The organism is Mycobacterium sp., from assembly GCF_044370595.1.
Lineage (GTDB): Bacteria > Actinomycetota > Actinomycetes > Mycobacteriales > Mycobacteriaceae > Mycobacterium.
Genome location: NZ_JBILVF010000065.1, coordinates 1 through 17,747, shown reverse-complemented (window position 1 = coordinate 17,747; position 17,747 = coordinate 1). Strand labels below are relative to the sequence as shown.

Sequence of the window (17,747 nt, the reverse complement as noted above, 5' to 3'; positions counted from 1 at the left end):
GTCGGTGGCCCCGATGTTGAGTCGCCCGAACAGTTTCTGGCGGTGGTGCAACCCGACGTAGATGAAGAACTCGTAGACCGCGTCGGTCACCACCCGCACGACCCTCTGGGTGGCCGGGAAACGCGCGAAGATCCGCCTGATCCGCTGCGGGAAACGGATGTCGACCTTGGGGACCACCCAGATCGCGGTGCGTTGAAACACCGTCAGGTCGGCGGCTATCTCCGCCAGCTCGGGGATCAACTGCACCCCGGTGGCGCCGGTGCCGATGACGCCGATCCGTTTTCCGGTGGCGTCGAAGCTGTCATCCCAGTCGGTGGTGTGGATCACCCGGCCCGCGAAACTGTGGATTCCGGGGATCTCCGGGAGGTGCGGCTGGGACAGGAACCCTGTCGCGGTGATGAGGTAACGCGCACTGAGGGTGGATCCGTCAGCCAGTGCCACCCGCCACAGGTCGACCTCCTCATCCCAGCGGGCTCCTTGCACGCAGACGTTGAACCGGATGTGGCGGCGCACGTCGTACTTGTCGGCGACGTCGTCGGCGTACTGCTTGATTTCGGCCCCGGTGGAGAACAGTCGCGACCAGTTCGGGTTGGGCTCGAAGAAGTAGGAGTAGGTCGTGGTGGGGACGTCGACGGTCAGGCCGGGGTAGTGGTTGACGTACCAGGTGCCGCCCAGATCGTCCTCGCGGTCTAGGAGCACGAAGTTCTCGAAGCCCAGGCGTTTGAGCTGGATGGCCGCGCCGATACCCGCGAAACCGGCCCCGACGATGATGACGTCGTAGTGCTGCTCGGTCATGGACCGAAACGGTACCGGACTCAGCTCCACGAACCGATCCGCAGCGCGGCTTCCACGGCCATCGCCGGGACATCGAGGACTTTGGCCCCTTTGTGGACGGCCAAATCGTGCCGGGCGCCGCTGACCTCGACGATTGCGGTTGGCCCCGGGATCAGCGCGGTGGCCGCCCGCAACTCCGACAGGGACCCGAACGGGTCGGAACTGCCATGGGTGAACACGGTGGGCACGGTGATCGCGGGGAAGTGATCCATGCGCAGCCGTTCCGGCTTACCGGGCGGGTGCAGGGGATAGGAGAACAGTGTCAGAGCGGCCAGCGGGCCCGGTTGGGAGGCGGCCACCATCGACGTCAACCGGCCGCCGTAGGAGTGACCGCCGGCGAGCACCGGGCCTGCCGTCAGCGCGCCGGACACTGCGATGGCCTCAGCCACCCCAGCCAGATCTGCCTTCGCTGACCCTGACGGCGGTCCCTTCGGCCGGCGCCGCCGGTAGGGAAGGTTGTAGCGCACCGCGAGCCAACCGCGTTGCGCCCACCGGTCGCAGAGTCCGATCAGCAGCGGGGATTCCCGACTCCCGCCGGCCCCGTGGGTGAGCACCACGACACCGTGCGCCGGACCGTCGGGGTGGTGTGCCACACCGTCGATGTCGGCCAGGCTCATGTCGTCTGCAAGCGGAACAACGCCGACACCGGCCCGTGCCCGCCGCCGAGTGGGTAGGCGGCCCGCAGGCATTCGGTGACCCAGGATTTGGCGAACGCGACCGCCTCGGGCATCGGGTAGCCGTGCGCGAGGGCACAGGCTGTCGCCGCGGCCAGGGTGTCCCCGGCGCCGTGGTCGTGCACCGTGTCGATGCGGGGAGCGTCGAACCGGTGAAAATCGGCACCGTCGTAAAGCAGATCGGGGCTGTCGGGGGCCGAGCGCAGATGCCCGCCCTTGACCAGCGCCCACCGTGGCCCCAGATCGTGCAGCGCTTTGGCCGCCGCGCGCTGCGTCGGCGGGTCGACGACGTCGATACCGACCAGCAGACGGACTTCGTCGAGATTGGGGGTGACCAGGCTGGCCAGCGGGAAGAGTCGGGTTCGCAGGGTGTCCAGGGCGGACGGGTGCAGCAGTGGGTCGCCGTGCATCGAAGCGCACACCGGGTCGACGACGAACGGGGTGGTCCCCGTCAGGCCGAGATCACACCAGGTTCCTGCGACCGTCTCGATGATCTCCGCTGAGGCCAGCATCCCGGTTTTGGCGGCCTGGATGCCGATGTCGGTGACCACGGCTTCGATCTGGCCAGACACCACGTCGGTGGGGATCTCGTGAAATCCCTTGACCCCCAGTGAATTCTGCACGGTCACCGCAGTGACAGCGACGACTGGATGCACTCCCAGCATGGTGAAAGTCCGCAGGTCCGCCTGCAGTCCGGCGCCGCCACCGGAATCGGATCCGGCGATGGTCATCACCCGGACCGGGGTCTGCGCCCGCGGTGTCAAAGGCAGAAAGTTCACAGATCCTCCCTACGCCGGCATTACCCGGTCAGGTTCGACGGTCGACGGCCGGTGCTAGCCGTCCTCTCAGCGCGCTTGCGGTGCGCTCCCGTGTGCCTCCGCTGTTCACCGTAGCAGTGCCCCGAACTCCCGGCGGGCGGGTAATTTCGCTTCTGTGGCTGCCGAACTGACCAACCGCCAGATCGTGCTGCGCCGCCGGCCGGTGGGCCTGGTGGGCCCAGAGGACACCGAACTCGTGACCGTCCCGGCCCCGCGACCGGCGGACGGGGAGGCGCTGTTGCGAACCACCTATGTCGGTCTCGACGCGGCGGTCCGGACCTGGCTCAACAACCAACCCGGCTACCTGCCGCCGGTCGCACTCGGCGAGGTCATCCGGGCCGCCGGGGTCGGTGAGGTCGTCGAATCACGCTGCCCGGCATATCAAGTGGGCGATATCGTCACCACACTGACCGGATTCCAGGACTATGTGATCATCCGCGACGACGTGTTCAGCACGGTCATTCCGGGCGAGAGCGACCAGCGCGCCATCATGAGCGTGTACGGCTCGGGCGGGGCGACCGCCTATTTCGGGATGATGGAGGTCGGCCGACCCAAGTCGGGGGACACCGTCGTCGTCTCGGCTGCGGCCGGCGCCACCGGGTCGATCGCCGGGCAGATCGCCAAGATCGCCGGGGCGCGGGTGGTCGGCATCGCCGGCGGTCCGCAGAAGTGCAGGGCCGTCGTGGAGGACTTCGGCTTCGATGCCTGTATCGACTACAAATACGACGACCTACCGGCCGCCCTCAAAGAGCACTGCCCGCGCGGGGTGAACGTCTACTTCGACAACGTCGGCGGCGAGATCCTCAACGCGGTGCTGGGCCGGTTGGCGCCCAACGCCCGGGTGGTGTTGTGCGGAGTCATCTCCAGTTACCTCACCGGTGCGCATCCGGGGCCGTCAAATTACGTCAACCTGCTGGCCAAAACCGCAACGATGCAGGGCTTCAACGCCTTGCAGATGTGGGACCGCTTCGGTGAGGCGTTCGCCGATCTGCACCGTTGGGTCGGTGCGGGCAGACTGGTCCACCGCGAGACCGTCTTCGACGGACTGGAATCCTGCGTGGACGCCCTCAACGGGCTGTTCACCGGCGCCAACATCGGCAAGATGCTGGTCAAGATCGGCTGATCGAATGCGTGTCGGGATCGTCGGAGCAGGCATCGCCGGGCTTGCCTGCGCCCACGGTCTGGTGCGGCGAGGTCACGATGTGGTGCTGTTCGACAAGGGTCGCGGGCCCGGCGGCCGGATGTCCACGCGCCGGATGCCCACCCCGAGGGGGCTGGCGTACTTCGATCACGGCGCGCAGTACTTCACCATGCGGGACAACGACTTTCGCTCCCAGGTGGATGCCTGGATCTCTGACGGCATCGCTGCGGCTTGGCCCGCCGCCGGTCCCGAAGCATACGTCGGCGTGCCGGGGATGAACTCCCCGGTTCGCGATCTCGCCAGCAGGCACCAGGTGCACTGGTCAACGCGGGTGACGTCACTGCAGTGGCACCGCCATGGGTGGCGTCTGAGCGTTGAGGGCGGCGACAGCCATGATGTGGACCTTGCAGTGATAGCGATCCCCGCCGAGCAATCCGCTCTGCTGCTCGCCAGCACCGCTCCCGACCTCGCCGCCCGGGCCGGCATCGTGGTCAGCGATCCGTGTTGGACAGTCATGGCGGCGTTCGGTGAACCCGTTGCGGGCGTGGCGGATTGCTGGCGGGCAGACGCCGGGGTCGACAACGGGGCCGATGGCGCCATCGGCTGGGCCGCGCGCAACAGTGCCAAGCCGGGGCGCACCGGACCGGAAAGCTGGGTTCTACAAGCAACACCCGGATGGTCGCGACGCCACCTCGACGCCGATCCGGACGGGGTGATCGAGGGTCTGATCGCCGAGTTCTCCTCCGCACTGCACGTCCAACCGCCGGACCGCATCGCCGCTGCCGCCCACCTGTGGCGCTTCGCCCGCTGCGCGCCCGGCGGCCCGGGACCGTTCTTCGATGCGGAACGTCGCCTCGGCGTGTGCGGTGACTGGCTGGTCGGGCCGCGGGTCGAATCAGCCTGGCTCTCCGGTGCGCGTCTGGCCGAACTGGTGGCTAGCGCAGGTCGATGAACACCGGGGCGTGGTCACTGGGCGCACCGATGCGGTCCTTGCCGCTCTTGCGTTCGTCGCGGACGATCTCGGCGTGCACCACTCGCCGGGCCAGGGCCGGTGAGGCCAGGATGAAGTCGATTCGCATGCCCTGCCGTTTGGCGAACCGCAACTGGGTGTAGTCCCAGTAGGTATATGTGCCGGGCCCGGATGTGAAGGGCCGGACCACATCGGCGAAGGACTCCTCGATCCCCGCGAAGGCGGCGCGTTCGGGTGCGGTGACATGCGTACTCCCGCGAAAGACGTCCATATCCCAGACGTCCTCGTCACGGGGGGCGATGTTCCAGTCGCCGACCAGTGCGATCTGTGCCACGGCGTCGCCGGAGAGCCAAGACAAAGCGGTATTGCGCAGTGCGGCAAGCCATTCCAGTTTGTAGGTGTAATGAGGATCGGTCACGGTGCGGCCATTGGGCACATACAGACTCCACACCCGGACCCCTGCACAGTTCGCCCCGAGTGCGCGCGCCTCGGCAGCCGGCGCGGCCTTGCCCCCGCCCCACACCGGTTGGCCGGGGAAGCCCACCTGCACATCGTCGAGTCCGACGCGGGAGGCAATCGCCACGCCGTTCCACTGGTCGTGTCCGCAGTGCACCACCTCATATCCAGCACCCAAGAACGTCATCGCCGGAAACTGGTTGTCAGCGCACTTGGTCTCCTGCATCGCCAGCACGTCGACGTCGGCGCGCTGCATCCAGTCGACCACCCGGTCCACCCGGGTACGGATGGAGTTGACGTTCCAGGTCGCTATCCGCAGCGTGCTCATTGCTCCTCTAATGCCGGTTCCTCTAGTGCCCGAACGGATCCGCTACCTCACCCGGAGTCCACGACAGCCCCGGAACTCCCCATCCGTTGGACTTGACCGCACGCTTGGCGGCCCGGGCGTGCCGGCCGATCAGGGTGTCGACGTAAAGGAGTCCGTCGAGGTGCCCGGTCTCGTGCTGCAGCATCCGGGCGAACAGCCCGGTGCCCTCCAGGCTCACCGGGCTACCGTCGGCGTCCAGACCGCTGACCCGGGCCCACTCCGCGCGGCCACACGGAAACGACTCGCCCGGCACCGACAGGCACCCCTCGTCGTCGGTCTCCGGATCGGGCATCGTCTCGGGGATCTCCGAGGTCTCCAGAACGGGGTTGATCACCACACCGCGGCGATAGCTGGCCTGACCCCGTTCGTCGGAACAGTCGTAGACGAACAATCGGAGTCCCACACCGATCTGGTTGGCCGCCAGACCGACCCCGTGGGCGGCATCCATCGTTTCGTACATATCGGTGATCAGGTCGGCCAACTCCGGCGGCAGGGCGCCGTCCGGTCCGACCGGCACCGGAGCCGTCGGGGTGTGCAGAACCGGGTCGCCGAGGATCACAATGGGTCGGACAGCCATGGTCGGTGAGCTTAAAGAGTGCGCCGACGCGCGGAGTGCGGTGCCGTGCCATTAACCGCGGGCATGATTCAATGACCGGAGAAAAACCACAGGCATGTCATTTGGTGAAAGGGTCCACGAATCGCATGGACGGCGCGACGGCACGGGCCGAGCAAGCGGTTGACGACGCCGAACTACCTGATGGGCTGAGCCGCCGCGAGTACGACATCCTCGGCTTCGAACGTCAGTGGTGGAAGTACGCCGGCGCCAAGGAAGAGGCCATCAAGGAACTCTTCGCAATGTCGGCGACCCGCTACTACCAGGTCCTCAATGCGTTGGTCGATCGTCCCGAGGCGCTGGCCGCGGATCCGATGCTCGTCAAGCGGCTGCGACGGCTGCGGGCCAGCCGCCAGAAGGCCCGGGCAGCGCGCCGACTGGGCTTCGAGATCCCCTGACCCTGCCCGCCGGGCCAGGCGTCATCGAGGCTCCGGAACCGGCACGGCTACAGTAACCGCGATGAACGAGCGCGTTCCCGACTCTTCCGGGCTCCCCCTGCGCGCCATGGTGATGGTGCTGTTGTTCCTCGGCGTGATCTTCATGCTGGTCGGATTCCAGGCGATGACGTCGGGAAACAACGCCTCCGAGGACACCTCCCCGATGACGGTGACAACCACGACCAAACCTGCCGCGCCGAAGGCCGACGTTCGGGTCTACAGCGTGGTCGGTGATGACGCAGCCGCCGCCCGAACCGCCGATCGGCTGCGTGAAGCCGGCTGGAATGTCACCGAGTCGACGACGATCACCGCCGCCGATGTGACCGCCACGACGGTCTACTTCGGCACCACAGACGGGGAGCAGGCCGCTGCTGAGGCCGTCGGCAAGGTGCTTGAGGCGCCTGTGCAGGCCCGCATCCCCGACATCGCCGAACAGCCACCGGGCGTGATCGTGTTGGTGACGGGTTAGGCTCGGCGACATGGTCAATTCAGCCAGCCCGCGCACCATCGCCCCCGTCGTCGTGATCGCTTCCGTCGCGCTGCTGGGCGCATGTGCGCCCAACGAGCCGGTGGCCACCCAGCCCGGCACCACCCCGCCGGTGTGGACCGGTTCATCGGCCCCGGCGACGATGGGCGGGCAGCACGGCGGGATGCCGCACGGATCCGGGTCCGGCGCGATGGGGCCCAGCGCTCCCGGCCCGGCGAACCCGGACAACACCTTGACCGCCCAGATCAACGGCCCCGACGGGAGCCAGATCGCCGCGGCGACCATCGAGTTCTCCGACGACGGCGCGTTCGCCACCGTGACCGTACAGACCGTCGCACCGGGCAAGCTGACTCCCGGACAGCACGGTATGCACATCCACGACGTCGGCAAGTGTGAGGTCAACTCGGTGGCGCCCAGCGGCGGCGCACCTGGTGACTTCCTCTCCGCCGGTGGACATTTCAATGGCGGCGGCGAGGGCGGGCACCCGAATCACGCCGGCGATTTGTCCTCGCTGCAGGTCCGTGGGGACGGCACCGCGATGTTGGTAACCACCACTAATGCCTTCGATAAGGCCGATCTGATCGACGGGGACGGTACGGCGATCATCATTCACGCCGACCCGGACAACTTCTCCAACATCCCGGCTGATCGCTACCAGCAGTCCGACGGCTCCGCGCCACCGGACGAGACCACGTTGGCCACCGGCGACGGCGGCAAGCGCGTCGGCTGCGGCGTCATCGTGGCAGGGTGAGCGCCGGCCGGATCGACTTCGCCGGGTCTTCCCGGCCGACCCTGGGTGTCGAGTGGGAGTTCGCACTCGTCGACGCCGACAGTCGTGACCTGAGCAACGAGGCCGCGGCGGTGATCGCCGAGATCGGTGACAACTCCCGGGTGCATAAAGAGTTGCTGCGCAACACTATTGAGCTGGTCACCGGGGTCTGCGACACCGTCGCCGAGGCGATGGATGACCTTAGCGCGACGCTGGCCGCGACCGACGAGGTGGTGCGCGAGCGGGGCATGGAACTGTTCTGCGCCGGAACCCATCCGTTCGCGCAGTGGTCAGCGCAGAAACTCACTGACGCGCCGCGCTACGCGGAACTGATCAAGCGGACCCAATGGTGGGGACGGCAGATGCTGATCTGGGGTGTGCACGTGCACGTCGGCGTCTCTTCGGCGCACAAGGTCATGCCGATCATCTCCTCGCTGCTCAACCAGTACCCCCACCTGCTGGCATTGTCGGCCTCCTCTCCGTTCTGGGCCGGTGAGGACACCGGATACGCGAGTAACCGGGCCATGATGTTCCAGCAACTGCCCACCGCCGGCCTGCCCTTCCAGTTCGAGACGTGGCGCCAGTTCGAACGGTTCGTGCACGACCAGAGAACCACCGGAATCATCGACCAGATCAACGAGATCCGTTGGGATGTAAGACCTTCACCGAACCTGGGCACCGTGGAGGTTCGTGTCTTCGATGGCGTTTCCAACCTGCGGGAGTTGTCGGCACTGGTCGCCTTGACGCACTGCCTGATCGTCGACCTGGACCGCAGGCTCGAGGCCGGGGAGCAACTGCCGGTGATGCCGCCCTGGCATGTCCAGGAGAACAAATGGCGGGCGGCCCGCTACGGACTGGACGCCATCATCATCCTCGATGCCGACAGCAACGAACGTCTTGTCACCGAAGACCTCGACGATCTGCTGACCCGGCTTGCCCCGGTGGCAGAGTCGCTGCACTGCGCCGACGAACTGGCCGCTGTCGCCGAGATTCCCAGGGTTGGGGGGTCCTATCAGCGGCAGCGCCACGTTGCCGCGGCCCATGATGGCGACCTGCGCGCAGTGGTCGATGCGCTGGTTGGTGAACTGGGTGGTCGGTGATCTGGGTGGTCGGTGATCTGGGTGGTCGGTGATCTGGGTGAGCGGTGATCTGGGTGAGCACAGTGTCTAAGCCAGTGCCCGTGATGCGTCGCAGCACCGTCGTGCTACTCGCCGCCGTGGTGCTGGCCGGCGGGTGCAGTCGGGCCGTCGACGGCACGCCGACCGCCACCCCGGGCCAGGGCGGGTTTAGTGCTGACGCCGCACTGTTGGAGACCACCTGCGAGGAATTCGTCGCCCTGGACAACCGTGATCGTCGCGAGGTGATCGTGGCCATCGGTGAGGCCGGTAACCGGATCGTCGCGCTGGGTCCGGACGCCTGGGTGGATCTGGCGGCCGCGCTGTGTAACTTCGTCGACCCCGATGCCCGGGTCGCCGACATCCTCGAAGGTGCCGCGAGGTAGCCCGCCATGAGCACGCCGGCGCTCCCGATGTTCCCGCTGCAGTCCGCGCTGCTGCCTGCAGACTTGCTTCCGCTGCGAATCTTCGAACCACGCTACGCCAGCCTCGTCCAGGACTGCCTGGCCGCCGACGAGCCCACCTTCGGGGTGGTGCTGATCAACCGCGGTTGGGAAGTCGGAGGTGGGGACACCCGCAGCGATGTCGGGGCGCGGGCGCGTATCGAGCAGCACCTCGATCTCGGAGACGGCCAGCATCAACTGATAGCGGCGGTGGGGGAGCGGATCCGGGTGCTGCGCTGGCTCCCCGACAACCCTTACCCCCGTGCCGTCGTCGAGCCGTGGCCCGACGAGCCGGGCCCGGCGGTCGGACCCGAACAGCTCTCGGTGGTGGTCGACCGCATCCTCACTCTCTACCAACGGGTGGCCCAGGCCCGCGGCATGGAACTGCCCCCCGACGCCCTGGCGGTGGACGCCGACGTCGCCGAGGACCCTGCCCGGCACCTCTACGCGCTGGCCGCCCGGGTTCCGTTGGGGCAGGCCGATCGGTACGCCATGCTGGCCGCGCCCACGCTGGCCGCCCGCATCGATGTGCTGCTGGACGCGGTCGACACCGTCGCGGCGATGGTCGAGTTCCAGTTGTCCGACCCGGAATAGTCCGTCAGCGCTCGGAAGCAAACTGACGCAGCGACTCGATCTGCTCAGGATCCAGCGACGGTCGTACGGTCTCCCGGGCTTTGGCCAGGTCCTCGGCGGTGACGTCGGCCGCGTCGATCGAGCGGCGCATCGCCGTCAGTGCCGACTCACGCAGCAGCGCAACGCAATCCGCGGCGCTGTAGCCCTCCAGATCGGCGGCCATCGCCTTGAGATCGACGTCCTTGCTCAGCGGAACCGACTTCGCGGCGGTCTTGAGAATCTCGTAACGGGCATCGGCGTCGGGTGCCTCGACGAACACCAGACGCTCCAGCCGGCCGGGCCGCAGCAGCGCCGGGTCGATCAGTTCCGGACGGTTGGTGGCGCCGAGCACCACGACGTCGCGCAGCGGCTCGATGCCATCGAGTTCAGTCAGCAGTGCGGCCACCACGCGGTCGGTGACACCGGAGTCGAAGCTCTGGCCGCGACGGGGCGCCAGCGCGTCGATCTCGTCCAGGAAGATCAGCGACGGCGCCGAATCCCTTGCCCGGCGGAACAGTTCGCGCACCGCCTTCTCCGAGGACCCCACCCATTTGTCCATCAACTCCGCGCCCTTGACGGCGTGCACGCTGAGCCGGCCCGAACTGGCCAGCGCGCGGACCACGAACGTCTTCCCCACCCCGGGCGGGCCGTAGAGCAACACACCGCGCGGTGGATCCACGCCCAGGCGGGCGAAGGTGTCGGGGTGTTGCAGCGGCCACAGCACGGCCTCGGTAAGGGCCTGCTTGGTCGTGATCATGTCCCCGACGTCATCGAGGGTGATCGAGCCGACCGAGAGCTCCTCGGTGTTGGATCTGGACAACGGCCGGATCACGCTCAGCGCCCCGATCAGATCGTCCTGGGTCAGCACCGGTGGTTTGTCGTCCTCACTGGCCCGGGCGGCCGCCCGCAGCGCGGCCTCCCGAACCAGCGCAGCCAGATCGGCACGGACGAATCCCGGTGTGCGGTCGGCGATCTCGTCGAGTTTGAGGTCAGCGGCCGGAACATCGCGGAGCAGGACCTCGAGCAGCGCCTTGCGGGTCGCGCCGTCGGGCAGGCTCAGCCCCAGCTCCCGGTCGCACAGATCCGGCGCTCGCAGCCGCGGGTCCACCGAGTCGGGGGCCTGCGAGGTGGCCACCAGCGCCACCTTGGGGGTCGCCACCGCCTTCTTCAACTCACCGAGGATCATCGTGGCCACCGGCTCGGGCGGATCGGGAAGCAGCGCGTCGATGTCGGTCACCAGCAGCACCCCGCCGCCGTTGATCACCTCCGCCACCGCCCGCGCGACGGCCTGATGGCGTTCGGTGGCCGCCAGCGCTCCGGTGTCCGGGCCGTCGAGTCGGACCAGCCGGCGGCCGGCGCACACCGCTCGCACCAACCTGGCCTTGCCGACTCCGGCCGGACCGGTGATCAGCACCCCCAGGTGCGGCTTTGCACCGAGCTTCTCCAGGAGCTCCGGTTCGTCCAGCGCAAGCTTGAGCCACTCGGTAAGCCGGCCGGCCTGGACCTGCTGGCCTTTGAGGTCGTCGGTACTGATCGCGGGTTCCTCGGGCCACTGGGTGGGTTGACTGACCGCCGATGTCGAGCTGGCTTCCGGCGCGGCGGTGCCGCCCCACGACACCGATGAATTGGGTTGGACCGAAACGGGTCCCGCCGGATCGGTGCCGGTGACGGTGAGCAATTCCGAGGTCCAGGTGATACCCACCGACGTTGCCAGTGCAGCGCTGGCCGCGGAGGTGGTTCCCGGGCCGAGATCGCGTGGCAGCAGCGACACGGTGTCCCCGACGGTCAGCACCTTGCCCAACAGCGCCTGCCGCAGGGTGGCCGATGACACCGACCGGGTCGCCAGCGCCGATCCGCTCAGCGTCACCGATCGCGCGCCGTAGACGGTGACCGTCGACACCAGTACGGTCGCGTCCTCCCGCAGTCCGGCGTTGGACAGCGTCACATCGTCGAGCAGTGCGGTTCCCGCCGGCGTGCCGGGCGGGGCCACTCCGACCACCGCGGCGGTGGTCCGGGATCCCATCAGTGACACCGCATCCCACTCGCGGATACCGAGGGCGGCGATGGCCTCGGGGTGCAGTCGGACCACGCCCCGGCGAGAGTCCAGAGCCGCGGTGTTGAGCCGTGCCGTCAGGGTGAGGCTGGTGGACGGCCCCCGTGACTCGGACAGAACTTCGGTCACAGATTCAGCCTCCTGGCTTACGTAGGCCCAACCGGGTGGATCGGCGGTGCGGTTGCTGGGCGCGACTGGCGGCTCGGCGTGCCGCGCGCCGTTGCCGGGAGGTGTCCTCCCAGCTTTCGGGGTGGGCGGCCGCCCAGCGTTGACTGCGCACCGCGAACGGCATGTGCAGGACGTAGGCCGCGATAATCAAGATGATCAGCAGGTACGGGAAGACGAACGCGCCCGCCGCGACGATCGCCACCAGGGCCAGCAGGGGGGCGACCATATTCGGGGACACCTTGAAGGTGTGGATCTTACGCATCGGAATACGGCTGACCACCAGCAGTGACACCCCGATCATCCAGATGATCACCACGACTTCCGCGGTCTCGGTGGACCACCAGGGGCCGGGCCACTGCATCTTGGCCGCCAAGGGCCCGATGGCTCCGATAGCCCCGGCCGGTGCGGGCATACCGACGAAGTAATCCTTGGTGTAGAGCGGTTGGTCGGAATCCAGTAGTGCGTTGAAACGGGCCAACCGCAACACGATGCACACCGCGTAGAGCAGCACCACGATCCAGCCCACCCGGTTGTGGGACAGCAGGGTGGCGTAGACGATGAAAGCCGGTGCGACACCGAAATTCACCGCGTCGGCCAGCGAGTCGATCTCCTCGCCCATCCGCGAGGTGGCGTTGAGTTGCCGGGCGACCCGACCGTCAAGTGCATCGAGGATGGCGGCGGCGGCCAACAGGGCCATTGCTTCGGTCGGCCGGTTCTCCAGCGCGAACTTCACCGAGGTCATACCCAGGCAGATCGCCAGCACGGTCATGGCGCTGGGCAGAATCCGCCGGTTGAGCGGGTTGACCCGGGGCTGGGGTTTGATCACGGCAGTCGGGCGAGCACGGTCTCTCCGGCCAGCGAGCGCTGCCCGGATTCGATGAGTATCTCCGAACCGGCCGGCAGGTAGGTGTCCAGCCGTGAGCCGAACCGGATGAGTCCGTAGGTGTCACCGATTTTCACGGTCTCGCCCGGGTGAACATCGCAGACGATGCGGCGGGCGATCAGCCCGGCGATCTGGACGACCACCACTTCGTGTCCTCCCGGCGTGCGGATCACAACGCTGTTGCGCTCATTGTCCTGGCTGGCGGCCGGCAAATCGGCCGAATGGAAGCTGCCGGGACGGTGCTCGACGGCGAGCACCTCGCCGCCGACCGGGGCGCGTTGGACGTGCGCGTCGAGCAGGGACAAGAAGATGCTGATCCGTGGCACCGGCTGCGAACTCCGCCCCAGTTCCGGTGGCGGGGCGGAGTCTTCGATCAGACACACGAGCCCGTCGGCGGGAGCGACGATCAGGCCCGGCCGACTGGGTGGCGTGCGGGGCGGGTGGCGGAAGAAACCGGCGTTGGCCCCGGCTGCAGCCAGGCCTGCCCGCCGCACCCAGCGGTGGTTGCGACCGAGCGCGGCCACCGTCATTCCAGCCGCGATGAACGGTAGACCTGCGGGGTGTACGGGCGGGACCGCGGACCGTACCAACGCCGCCAACCGTTGGGGGCCGGACTGCAGTTCGGCATCTGGGCGTCTGGCCATCGCAGCGAGTCTAGTCGGCTGCCCTCAGGAGAGGTCCCAGATGGTGACCTGTTCCCCGGCGGCGATCCCGGTGACGTCCGCGCCGATGTCCAGCAGGCAGTTGGCGGTGGCCAACCAGCGAAGGTGGTGCGAGGCCGGCGGACCGTAACTGGCGACGGTGCCGGCGTCGGGGTCGTACACGCCGCGGCGGAACTGGCGTTTGCCAGGCGGTGAGGAGATCGTCTCGGTCAGGGTCGCCGTTCGGCGGGCCCGCTCGGTGTCGGGCATCCCCATGGCTGAGCGCAGGGCGGGGCGCAGGAACACCTCGAAGGACACCAGTGCGCTGACCGGGTTACCGGGCAGGGTGACGATGCCGCGCCCGTCGGCGAGCGTTCCGGCGCCCTGCGGCATCCCCGGCTGCATGGCGACCTTGGCGAACTCCACACCGCCCGCGCGGTTCGGCGTGCCCACGCCGAAGGCGTCCTTGACCACTTCGTAGGCCCCCGCGCTCACCCCGCCGGAGGTGATGACCAGATCGCACCGCCCGGTGTAGTCGTCGAGCACCGCGCGGAACTCATCGGCGTCGTCGCTGCACATCTGGACTCCGGCCACCTGCGCGCCGGCCTCACGAACCGCCGCGGCCAGCATGACGCCGTTCGATTCGTGAATCTGGCCAGGCTGTAAGGCGGTTCCCGGGCCGATGAGTTCGGATCCGGTGGACACCACCAGAACCCGCTGGGGTGGTGTCACCGTCAACTCGGCCAGACCCAGCGCAGCCACCAAACCCAGTGCGGCCGGTGTGACCACCTGCCCGGCCCGCAGCACGGTGGTCCCGGCCGTGACGTCCTCGCCGGCGCGCCGGATGTGCTGTCCCGGTGCCGGTGCCTTCTGCACGGTGACCACCCGCACACCGGCGTCGGTGAGTTCCACCGGAACCACGGCCGTCGCGCCGTCGGGCAGCGGCGCGCCGGTCATGATCCGGTGAGCGGTGCCCGCCGCGAGCACCACGCTGTCGGTGCGTCCGGCTGGAATATCCTCGGCCACCGGAAGTCTCACCGGACTGCCGGGCTCGGCAGCCGCGACGTCGGCGACCATGACCGCGTAGCCGTCCATGGCGGAGTTGTCGAACATCGGCAGGGACAGCGGTGCGACCACGTCGGTGGCCAAGGTCAGGCCCCCGGCGTCCGGCAGCGCGACGACGACCGCGGGCCGGGCGCGGATCAACCCGGCGACGACGCGTTGATGCTCCTCGACGCTGCGCATGCCTACCGCGTCAGACCGGGTAGGTCACGCCGGTCAGTTCCTCGGAAACCTTCCACAGCCGTTCCTGGATCGCGACGTCCTTGGACTGTGCGGTGGAGTCCACCCTGATGGGGTGACCGCGCAACTCCCGGAAGCCGTCCGGACCGTAGTACTCCCCGCCGTGCGCCGCGGGGTCGGTGGCAGCCCGCAGGGTCGGCAGGGCGCCCATCTCAGCGGTGTTCAGAAGTCTGCCGGACAGCCAGCTGACACCCGGGAGATTGGCGCCGGGCAGATGTCGAGTCAACTCGGTGGCGGCGACACCGGGATGCGCGGCGACGGCAATTGTCTTGGTGCCCTTCCCCTTGTCCCTGGCTTTCGCAGAGCCGGCCAACCGTCGCTGCAGGTCGTAGGCGAACATCAGGTTGGCCAGCTTTGACTGGCCGTAGGCCGCGACCCGGTCGTACTTGCGGCGTTCCCACTGCAGGTCTTCAAAGTCGATCTTGGCCTTGATGTTGTGGGCGATGCTGGCCACCACCACCACCCGGGACCCGTCGACGTCCAGCAAGTTCGGCAGCAGCAGACCGGTCAGGGCGAAATGGCCCAGATGGTTGGTGCCGAACTGCAACTCGAAGCCGTCGGCGGTCGTCGACTTGGGCGGATACATCACCCCGGCGTTGTTGACCAGCAGGTCGATACGCGGGTAGTCGGCGGCCATGACGGCGGCGGCCTCGCGCACTGACGCCAACGAGCCGAGGTCCAACTTGTGCACCGTGACCTTCGCAGAAGGTGAGGCCTGGCGGATCCGGCTTGCCGCCGCCTCACCCTTGGCGGTGTCGCGGACCGCCATCACCACGTGCGCGCCGCGGGCGGCCAGCACCCTGGCGGTGTCATAACCCAGGCCGGTGTTGGATCCGGTCACGACCGCCAGGCGGCCGCTCTGATCGGGAACGTCTCTTTCAGTCCATGCCATGTCTAAAACATACGGGGTGCAGACCATCCGGGGCCGACCAGACGGTGGATGCAGGCCGCCGGTTGGGCCTACTGTCTCCCACGTGGCCGTCGGCGGTGTTCTCTTCGATATCGACGGGGTGCTGGTGACCTCCTGGCAGCCGATCCCCGGTGCGGCCGAGGCGCTTCGCGTACTCGCGGAGCATCAGATCGCCTGCTCCTACCTGACCAACACCACGACTCGCACCCGCCGCGAGATCGCCGAGGCGATGTTGGCGGTGGGCATGGCGGTGCGCCCCGACGAGGTCGTCACGGCTGCGGTCCTGACCGCCGACTACGTCCGGGCGCACTACCCGGGTGCGCGCTGCGTGCTGGTCAACAGCGGCGACATCACCGAGGACTTGCCGGGCATCGACATCGTCGACATCGACGAGGTGAGCCGCGAAAGTCCCGATGTGGTCCTGCTCGGCGGGGCCGGTCCGGAGTTCAGCCACCTGACGCTGAGCCGGGTCTACGAGTGGATGACCCGGGATGTGCCGGTGATCGCGATGCACCGCAGCACGGCGTGGAAGACCAGCGACGGCCTGCGTATCGACACCGGGATGTACCTGATCGGCATGGAGCAGGCTTCGGGCCGTCAGGCGATCGCGGTGGGTAAGCCGGCACCGGCCGGATTCCTGGCCGCGGCCGCCAGGTTGGGCGTCGATCCCGACGAGATGTACATGGTCGGCGACGACCTCAACAACGATGTGCTGGCCGCCCAGGTGGTCGGCATGACCGGTGTGCTTGTACGCACCGGAAAGTTCCGTCAAGACATCCTTGACCGTTGGGCGGCGGACGAATTCGCCATGCAGCCCAACCACGTCATCGACTCCGTCGCAGACCTTCCTGCGGCTCTAAAGCTCTAGTGCGCGCACGGCCTGGATGCGGGCCTGCAACTGATCGCTGTTGGCCGCGGCGACCGGCGGGCCGCCGCAGATCCGACGCAATTCGTTGTGGATCCAGCCGTGCGTGCGGCCGGTCCGGTGATGGGTGGCGGCCACCAGGGCGTTGAGTTCGCGGCGTAGCTCACGGAGTTGTCCGTGCGTGGTGCGCGGCGCACCGGCCCCCGCGGCCGTCCGGGTCGCGAGTTGTTCTTCCTGGCGGCGGCGCAGCAGTTCGCGCATCTGGTCGGGGTCGAGCAGACCGGGGATGCCGAGATAGTCGGCCTCCTCGTCGCTGCCTGCCGGGGTGGCGGTCCCGAACGAGGCGCCGTCGAAGATCACCTGATCCAGTTCAGCCTCAGCCCCGAGGTATTCGATCGTGTTCTCCGCCTCGCCGGGCTCGTCGCGTCGCTGCGCAGCCAACTCCGCCTCCAGCGGATCCTCGAGGGCCTCCCGATGCGGCTTGCCCAGGACGTGGTTGCGTTGCGCCTCCATCTCGCTGGCGAGCAGCAACAGGTTGGGCACCGACGGCAGGAAGATGCACGCGGTCTCCCCGGGCCGGCGGGATCGCACGAATCGCCCGATCGCCTGGGCGAAGAACAGCGGCGTCGATGCGCTTGTGGCGTAGACCCCGACCGCCAGGCGCGGCACGTCGACACCTTCGGAGACCATCCGCACCGCCACCAGCCACCGGGAGGATCCCTGGGCGAACTCGGCGATCCGCTCGGAAGCGCCCTTGTCATCGGACAGCACCACGGTGGGGGCCTCGCCGGTGATTTCCTGCAGCAGTTTGGCGTAGGCGCGCGCGGCGGTCTGATCCGAGGCGATGATCATGCCGCCGGCGTCGGGCACGTGGTCGCGCAGCCCGCGCAACCGGGTGTCGGCCGCGCCGATGACCGCGGGCATCCACTCACCGGCCGGGTTGAGGGCGGTCTTCCAGGCCCGCGCGGTCTGCTCGGCGGTCAGCGGTTCGCCGAGGCGGGCCGCATGCTCCTCGCCGGCGCTGTCGCGCCATCGGGCCTCACCGGAGTAGGCCATGAACAACACCGGCCGCACCACCCCGTCGGCGAGGGCGTCGGCGTAGCCGTAGGTGTGGTCGGCTCTCGACTCTTTGAAGCCCGCGCGATCCTCTTCGTAGGTGACGAACGGGATCGCGCTGTCGTCACTGCGG

The 17,747-nt window shown here is 68.2% G+C and carries 20 protein-coding genes; 9 read left to right on the top strand and 11 right to left on the bottom strand.

From position 1 onward, the window contains the following. From ADBZ5N_RS10580 to thiD, 3 genes are all read right to left on the bottom strand, one after another. On the bottom strand, window positions 1-795 hold a 795-nt coding region (locus tag ADBZ5N_RS10580), incomplete at its 3' end, for a flavin-containing monooxygenase (protein WP_526257440.1). A 20-nt stretch (window positions 796-815) separates the two neighbouring features. Continuing rightward, window positions 816-1,451 (bottom strand): alpha/beta hydrolase family protein, encoded by a 636-nt coding sequence (locus tag ADBZ5N_RS10575; protein WP_526257439.1) that lies wholly within the window; start codon window positions 1,449-1,451, stop codon window positions 816-818. Continuing rightward, window positions 1,448-2,287 carry a bifunctional hydroxymethylpyrimidine kinase/phosphomethylpyrimidine kinase gene (gene thiD / locus ADBZ5N_RS10570; RefSeq protein ID WP_526257438.1) on the bottom strand — a complete coding sequence of 280 codons (840 nt, stop codon included), beginning with the start codon at window positions 2,285-2,287 and terminating at the stop codon, window positions 1,448-1,450. The genes ADBZ5N_RS10575 and thiD overlap by 4 nt, the downstream gene beginning before the upstream one ends. Window positions 2,288-2,441: 154 nt before the next feature. Between thiD and ADBZ5N_RS10565 the strand changes: the two genes are divergently transcribed. Continuing rightward, entirely contained in the window at window positions 2,442-3,449 is a 1,008-nt protein-coding gene (locus ADBZ5N_RS10565; protein WP_526257437.1) for an NADP-dependent oxidoreductase, read from the top strand. A gap of 4 nt (window positions 3,450-3,453) precedes the next feature. Next, the gene (locus ADBZ5N_RS10560) at window positions 3,454-4,419 is read left to right on the top strand and encodes an NAD(P)/FAD-dependent oxidoreductase (protein ID WP_526257436.1); all 966 of its coding nucleotides are present in this window, start codon (window positions 3,454-3,456) and stop codon (window positions 4,417-4,419) included. Here ADBZ5N_RS10560 and ADBZ5N_RS10555 read toward each other — a convergent pair. Together ADBZ5N_RS10555 and ADBZ5N_RS10550 are read right to left on the bottom strand one after the other, a co-directional pair. Continuing rightward, a complete protein-coding gene (locus ADBZ5N_RS10555; protein ID WP_526257444.1) occupies window positions 4,403-5,212 on the bottom strand; it encodes an exodeoxyribonuclease III in 810 nt (269 codons plus the stop codon). The two genes, ADBZ5N_RS10560 and ADBZ5N_RS10555, sit on opposite strands and share 17 nt — an antisense overlap. A gap of 31 nt (window positions 5,213-5,243) precedes the next feature. Then, window positions 5,244-5,837 (bottom strand): peptide deformylase, encoded by a 594-nt coding sequence (locus ADBZ5N_RS10550; protein ID WP_526257435.1) that lies wholly within the window; start codon window positions 5,835-5,837, stop codon window positions 5,244-5,246. Window positions 5,838-5,962: 125 nt separating this feature from the next. Between ADBZ5N_RS10550 and napA the strand changes: the two genes are divergently transcribed. From napA to ADBZ5N_RS10520, 6 genes are all read left to right on the top strand, one after another. After that, a complete protein-coding gene (gene napA / locus ADBZ5N_RS10545; protein ID WP_526257434.1) occupies window positions 5,963-6,271 on the top strand; it encodes a nucleoid-associated protein NapA in 309 nt (102 codons plus the stop codon). 61 nt (window positions 6,272-6,332) lie between these two features. Continuing rightward, window positions 6,333-6,779: a LytR C-terminal domain-containing protein gene (locus tag ADBZ5N_RS10540; protein WP_526257433.1), complete on the top strand. Its 447-nt coding sequence runs from the start codon at window positions 6,333-6,335 to the stop codon at window positions 6,777-6,779. 10 nt (window positions 6,780-6,789) lie between these two features. Then, on the top strand, window positions 6,790-7,548 hold the full coding sequence (gene sodC, locus ADBZ5N_RS10535; RefSeq protein ID WP_526257432.1) for a superoxide dismutase[Cu-Zn]: 759 nt from the start codon (window positions 6,790-6,792) through the stop codon (window positions 7,546-7,548). Beyond that, window positions 7,524-8,666: a glutamate--cysteine ligase gene (locus tag ADBZ5N_RS10530; RefSeq protein WP_526257443.1), complete on the top strand. Its 1,143-nt coding sequence runs from the start codon at window positions 7,524-7,526 to the stop codon at window positions 8,664-8,666. The genes sodC and ADBZ5N_RS10530 overlap by 25 nt, the downstream gene beginning before the upstream one ends. An 80-nt stretch (window positions 8,667-8,746) precedes the next feature. Then, window positions 8,747-9,067 carry a hypothetical protein gene (locus ADBZ5N_RS10525; protein ID WP_526257431.1) on the top strand — a complete coding sequence of 107 codons (321 nt, stop codon included), beginning with the start codon at window positions 8,747-8,749 and terminating at the stop codon, window positions 9,065-9,067. Window positions 9,068-9,073: 6 nt separating this feature from the next. Further along, window positions 9,074-9,718: an LON peptidase substrate-binding domain-containing protein gene (locus ADBZ5N_RS10520; protein WP_526257430.1), complete on the top strand. Its 645-nt coding sequence runs from the start codon at window positions 9,074-9,076 to the stop codon at window positions 9,716-9,718. Between the two features lie 4 nt (window positions 9,719-9,722). Here ADBZ5N_RS10520 and ADBZ5N_RS10515 read toward each other — a convergent pair whose 3' ends face one another. The 5 genes from ADBZ5N_RS10515 to ADBZ5N_RS10495 are packed head-to-tail and all read right to left on the bottom strand — an operon-like array spanning window position 9,723 to window position 15,675. Next, a complete protein-coding gene (locus tag ADBZ5N_RS10515) occupies window positions 9,723-11,906 on the bottom strand; it encodes an AAA family ATPase (protein ID WP_526257442.1) in 2,184 nt (727 codons plus the stop codon). A 16-nt stretch (window positions 11,907-11,922) separates the two neighbouring features. After that, complete coding sequence (gene pssA / locus ADBZ5N_RS10510) at window positions 11,923-12,780, bottom strand: CDP-diacylglycerol--serine O-phosphatidyltransferase (protein WP_526257441.1); 858 nt, start codon at window positions 12,778-12,780, stop codon at window positions 11,923-11,925. After that, on the bottom strand, window positions 12,780-13,484 hold the full coding sequence (locus ADBZ5N_RS10505; RefSeq protein ID WP_526257429.1) for a phosphatidylserine decarboxylase: 705 nt from the start codon (window positions 13,482-13,484) through the stop codon (window positions 12,780-12,782). Before ADBZ5N_RS10505 ends, pssA begins: the two co-directional genes overlap by 1 nt. A 24-nt stretch (window positions 13,485-13,508) precedes the next feature. After that, window positions 13,509-14,726, bottom strand: a complete 1,218-nt coding sequence (gene moeA, locus ADBZ5N_RS10500; protein WP_526257428.1) for a molybdopterin molybdotransferase MoeA — start codon at window positions 14,724-14,726, stop codon at window positions 13,509-13,511. Between the two features lie 10 nt (window positions 14,727-14,736). After that, window positions 14,737-15,675: an SDR family oxidoreductase gene (locus tag ADBZ5N_RS10495; RefSeq protein WP_526257427.1), complete on the bottom strand. Its 939-nt coding sequence runs from the start codon at window positions 15,673-15,675 to the stop codon at window positions 14,737-14,739. Window positions 15,676-15,757: 82 nt separating this feature from the next. Here ADBZ5N_RS10495 and ADBZ5N_RS10490 point away from each other — a divergent pair, with 82 nt between their 5' ends. Beyond that, the gene (locus ADBZ5N_RS10490) at window positions 15,758-16,561 is read left to right on the top strand and encodes an HAD-IIA family hydrolase (RefSeq protein WP_526257426.1); all 804 of its coding nucleotides are present in this window, start codon (window positions 15,758-15,760) and stop codon (window positions 16,559-16,561) included. Here ADBZ5N_RS10490 and ADBZ5N_RS10485 read toward each other — a convergent pair. Beyond that, window positions 16,550-17,747: DEAD/DEAH box helicase (locus ADBZ5N_RS10485; protein WP_526257425.1), on the bottom strand; the 1,198-nt coding region annotated here is incomplete at its 5' end. The genes ADBZ5N_RS10490 and ADBZ5N_RS10485 overlap by 12 nt on opposite strands.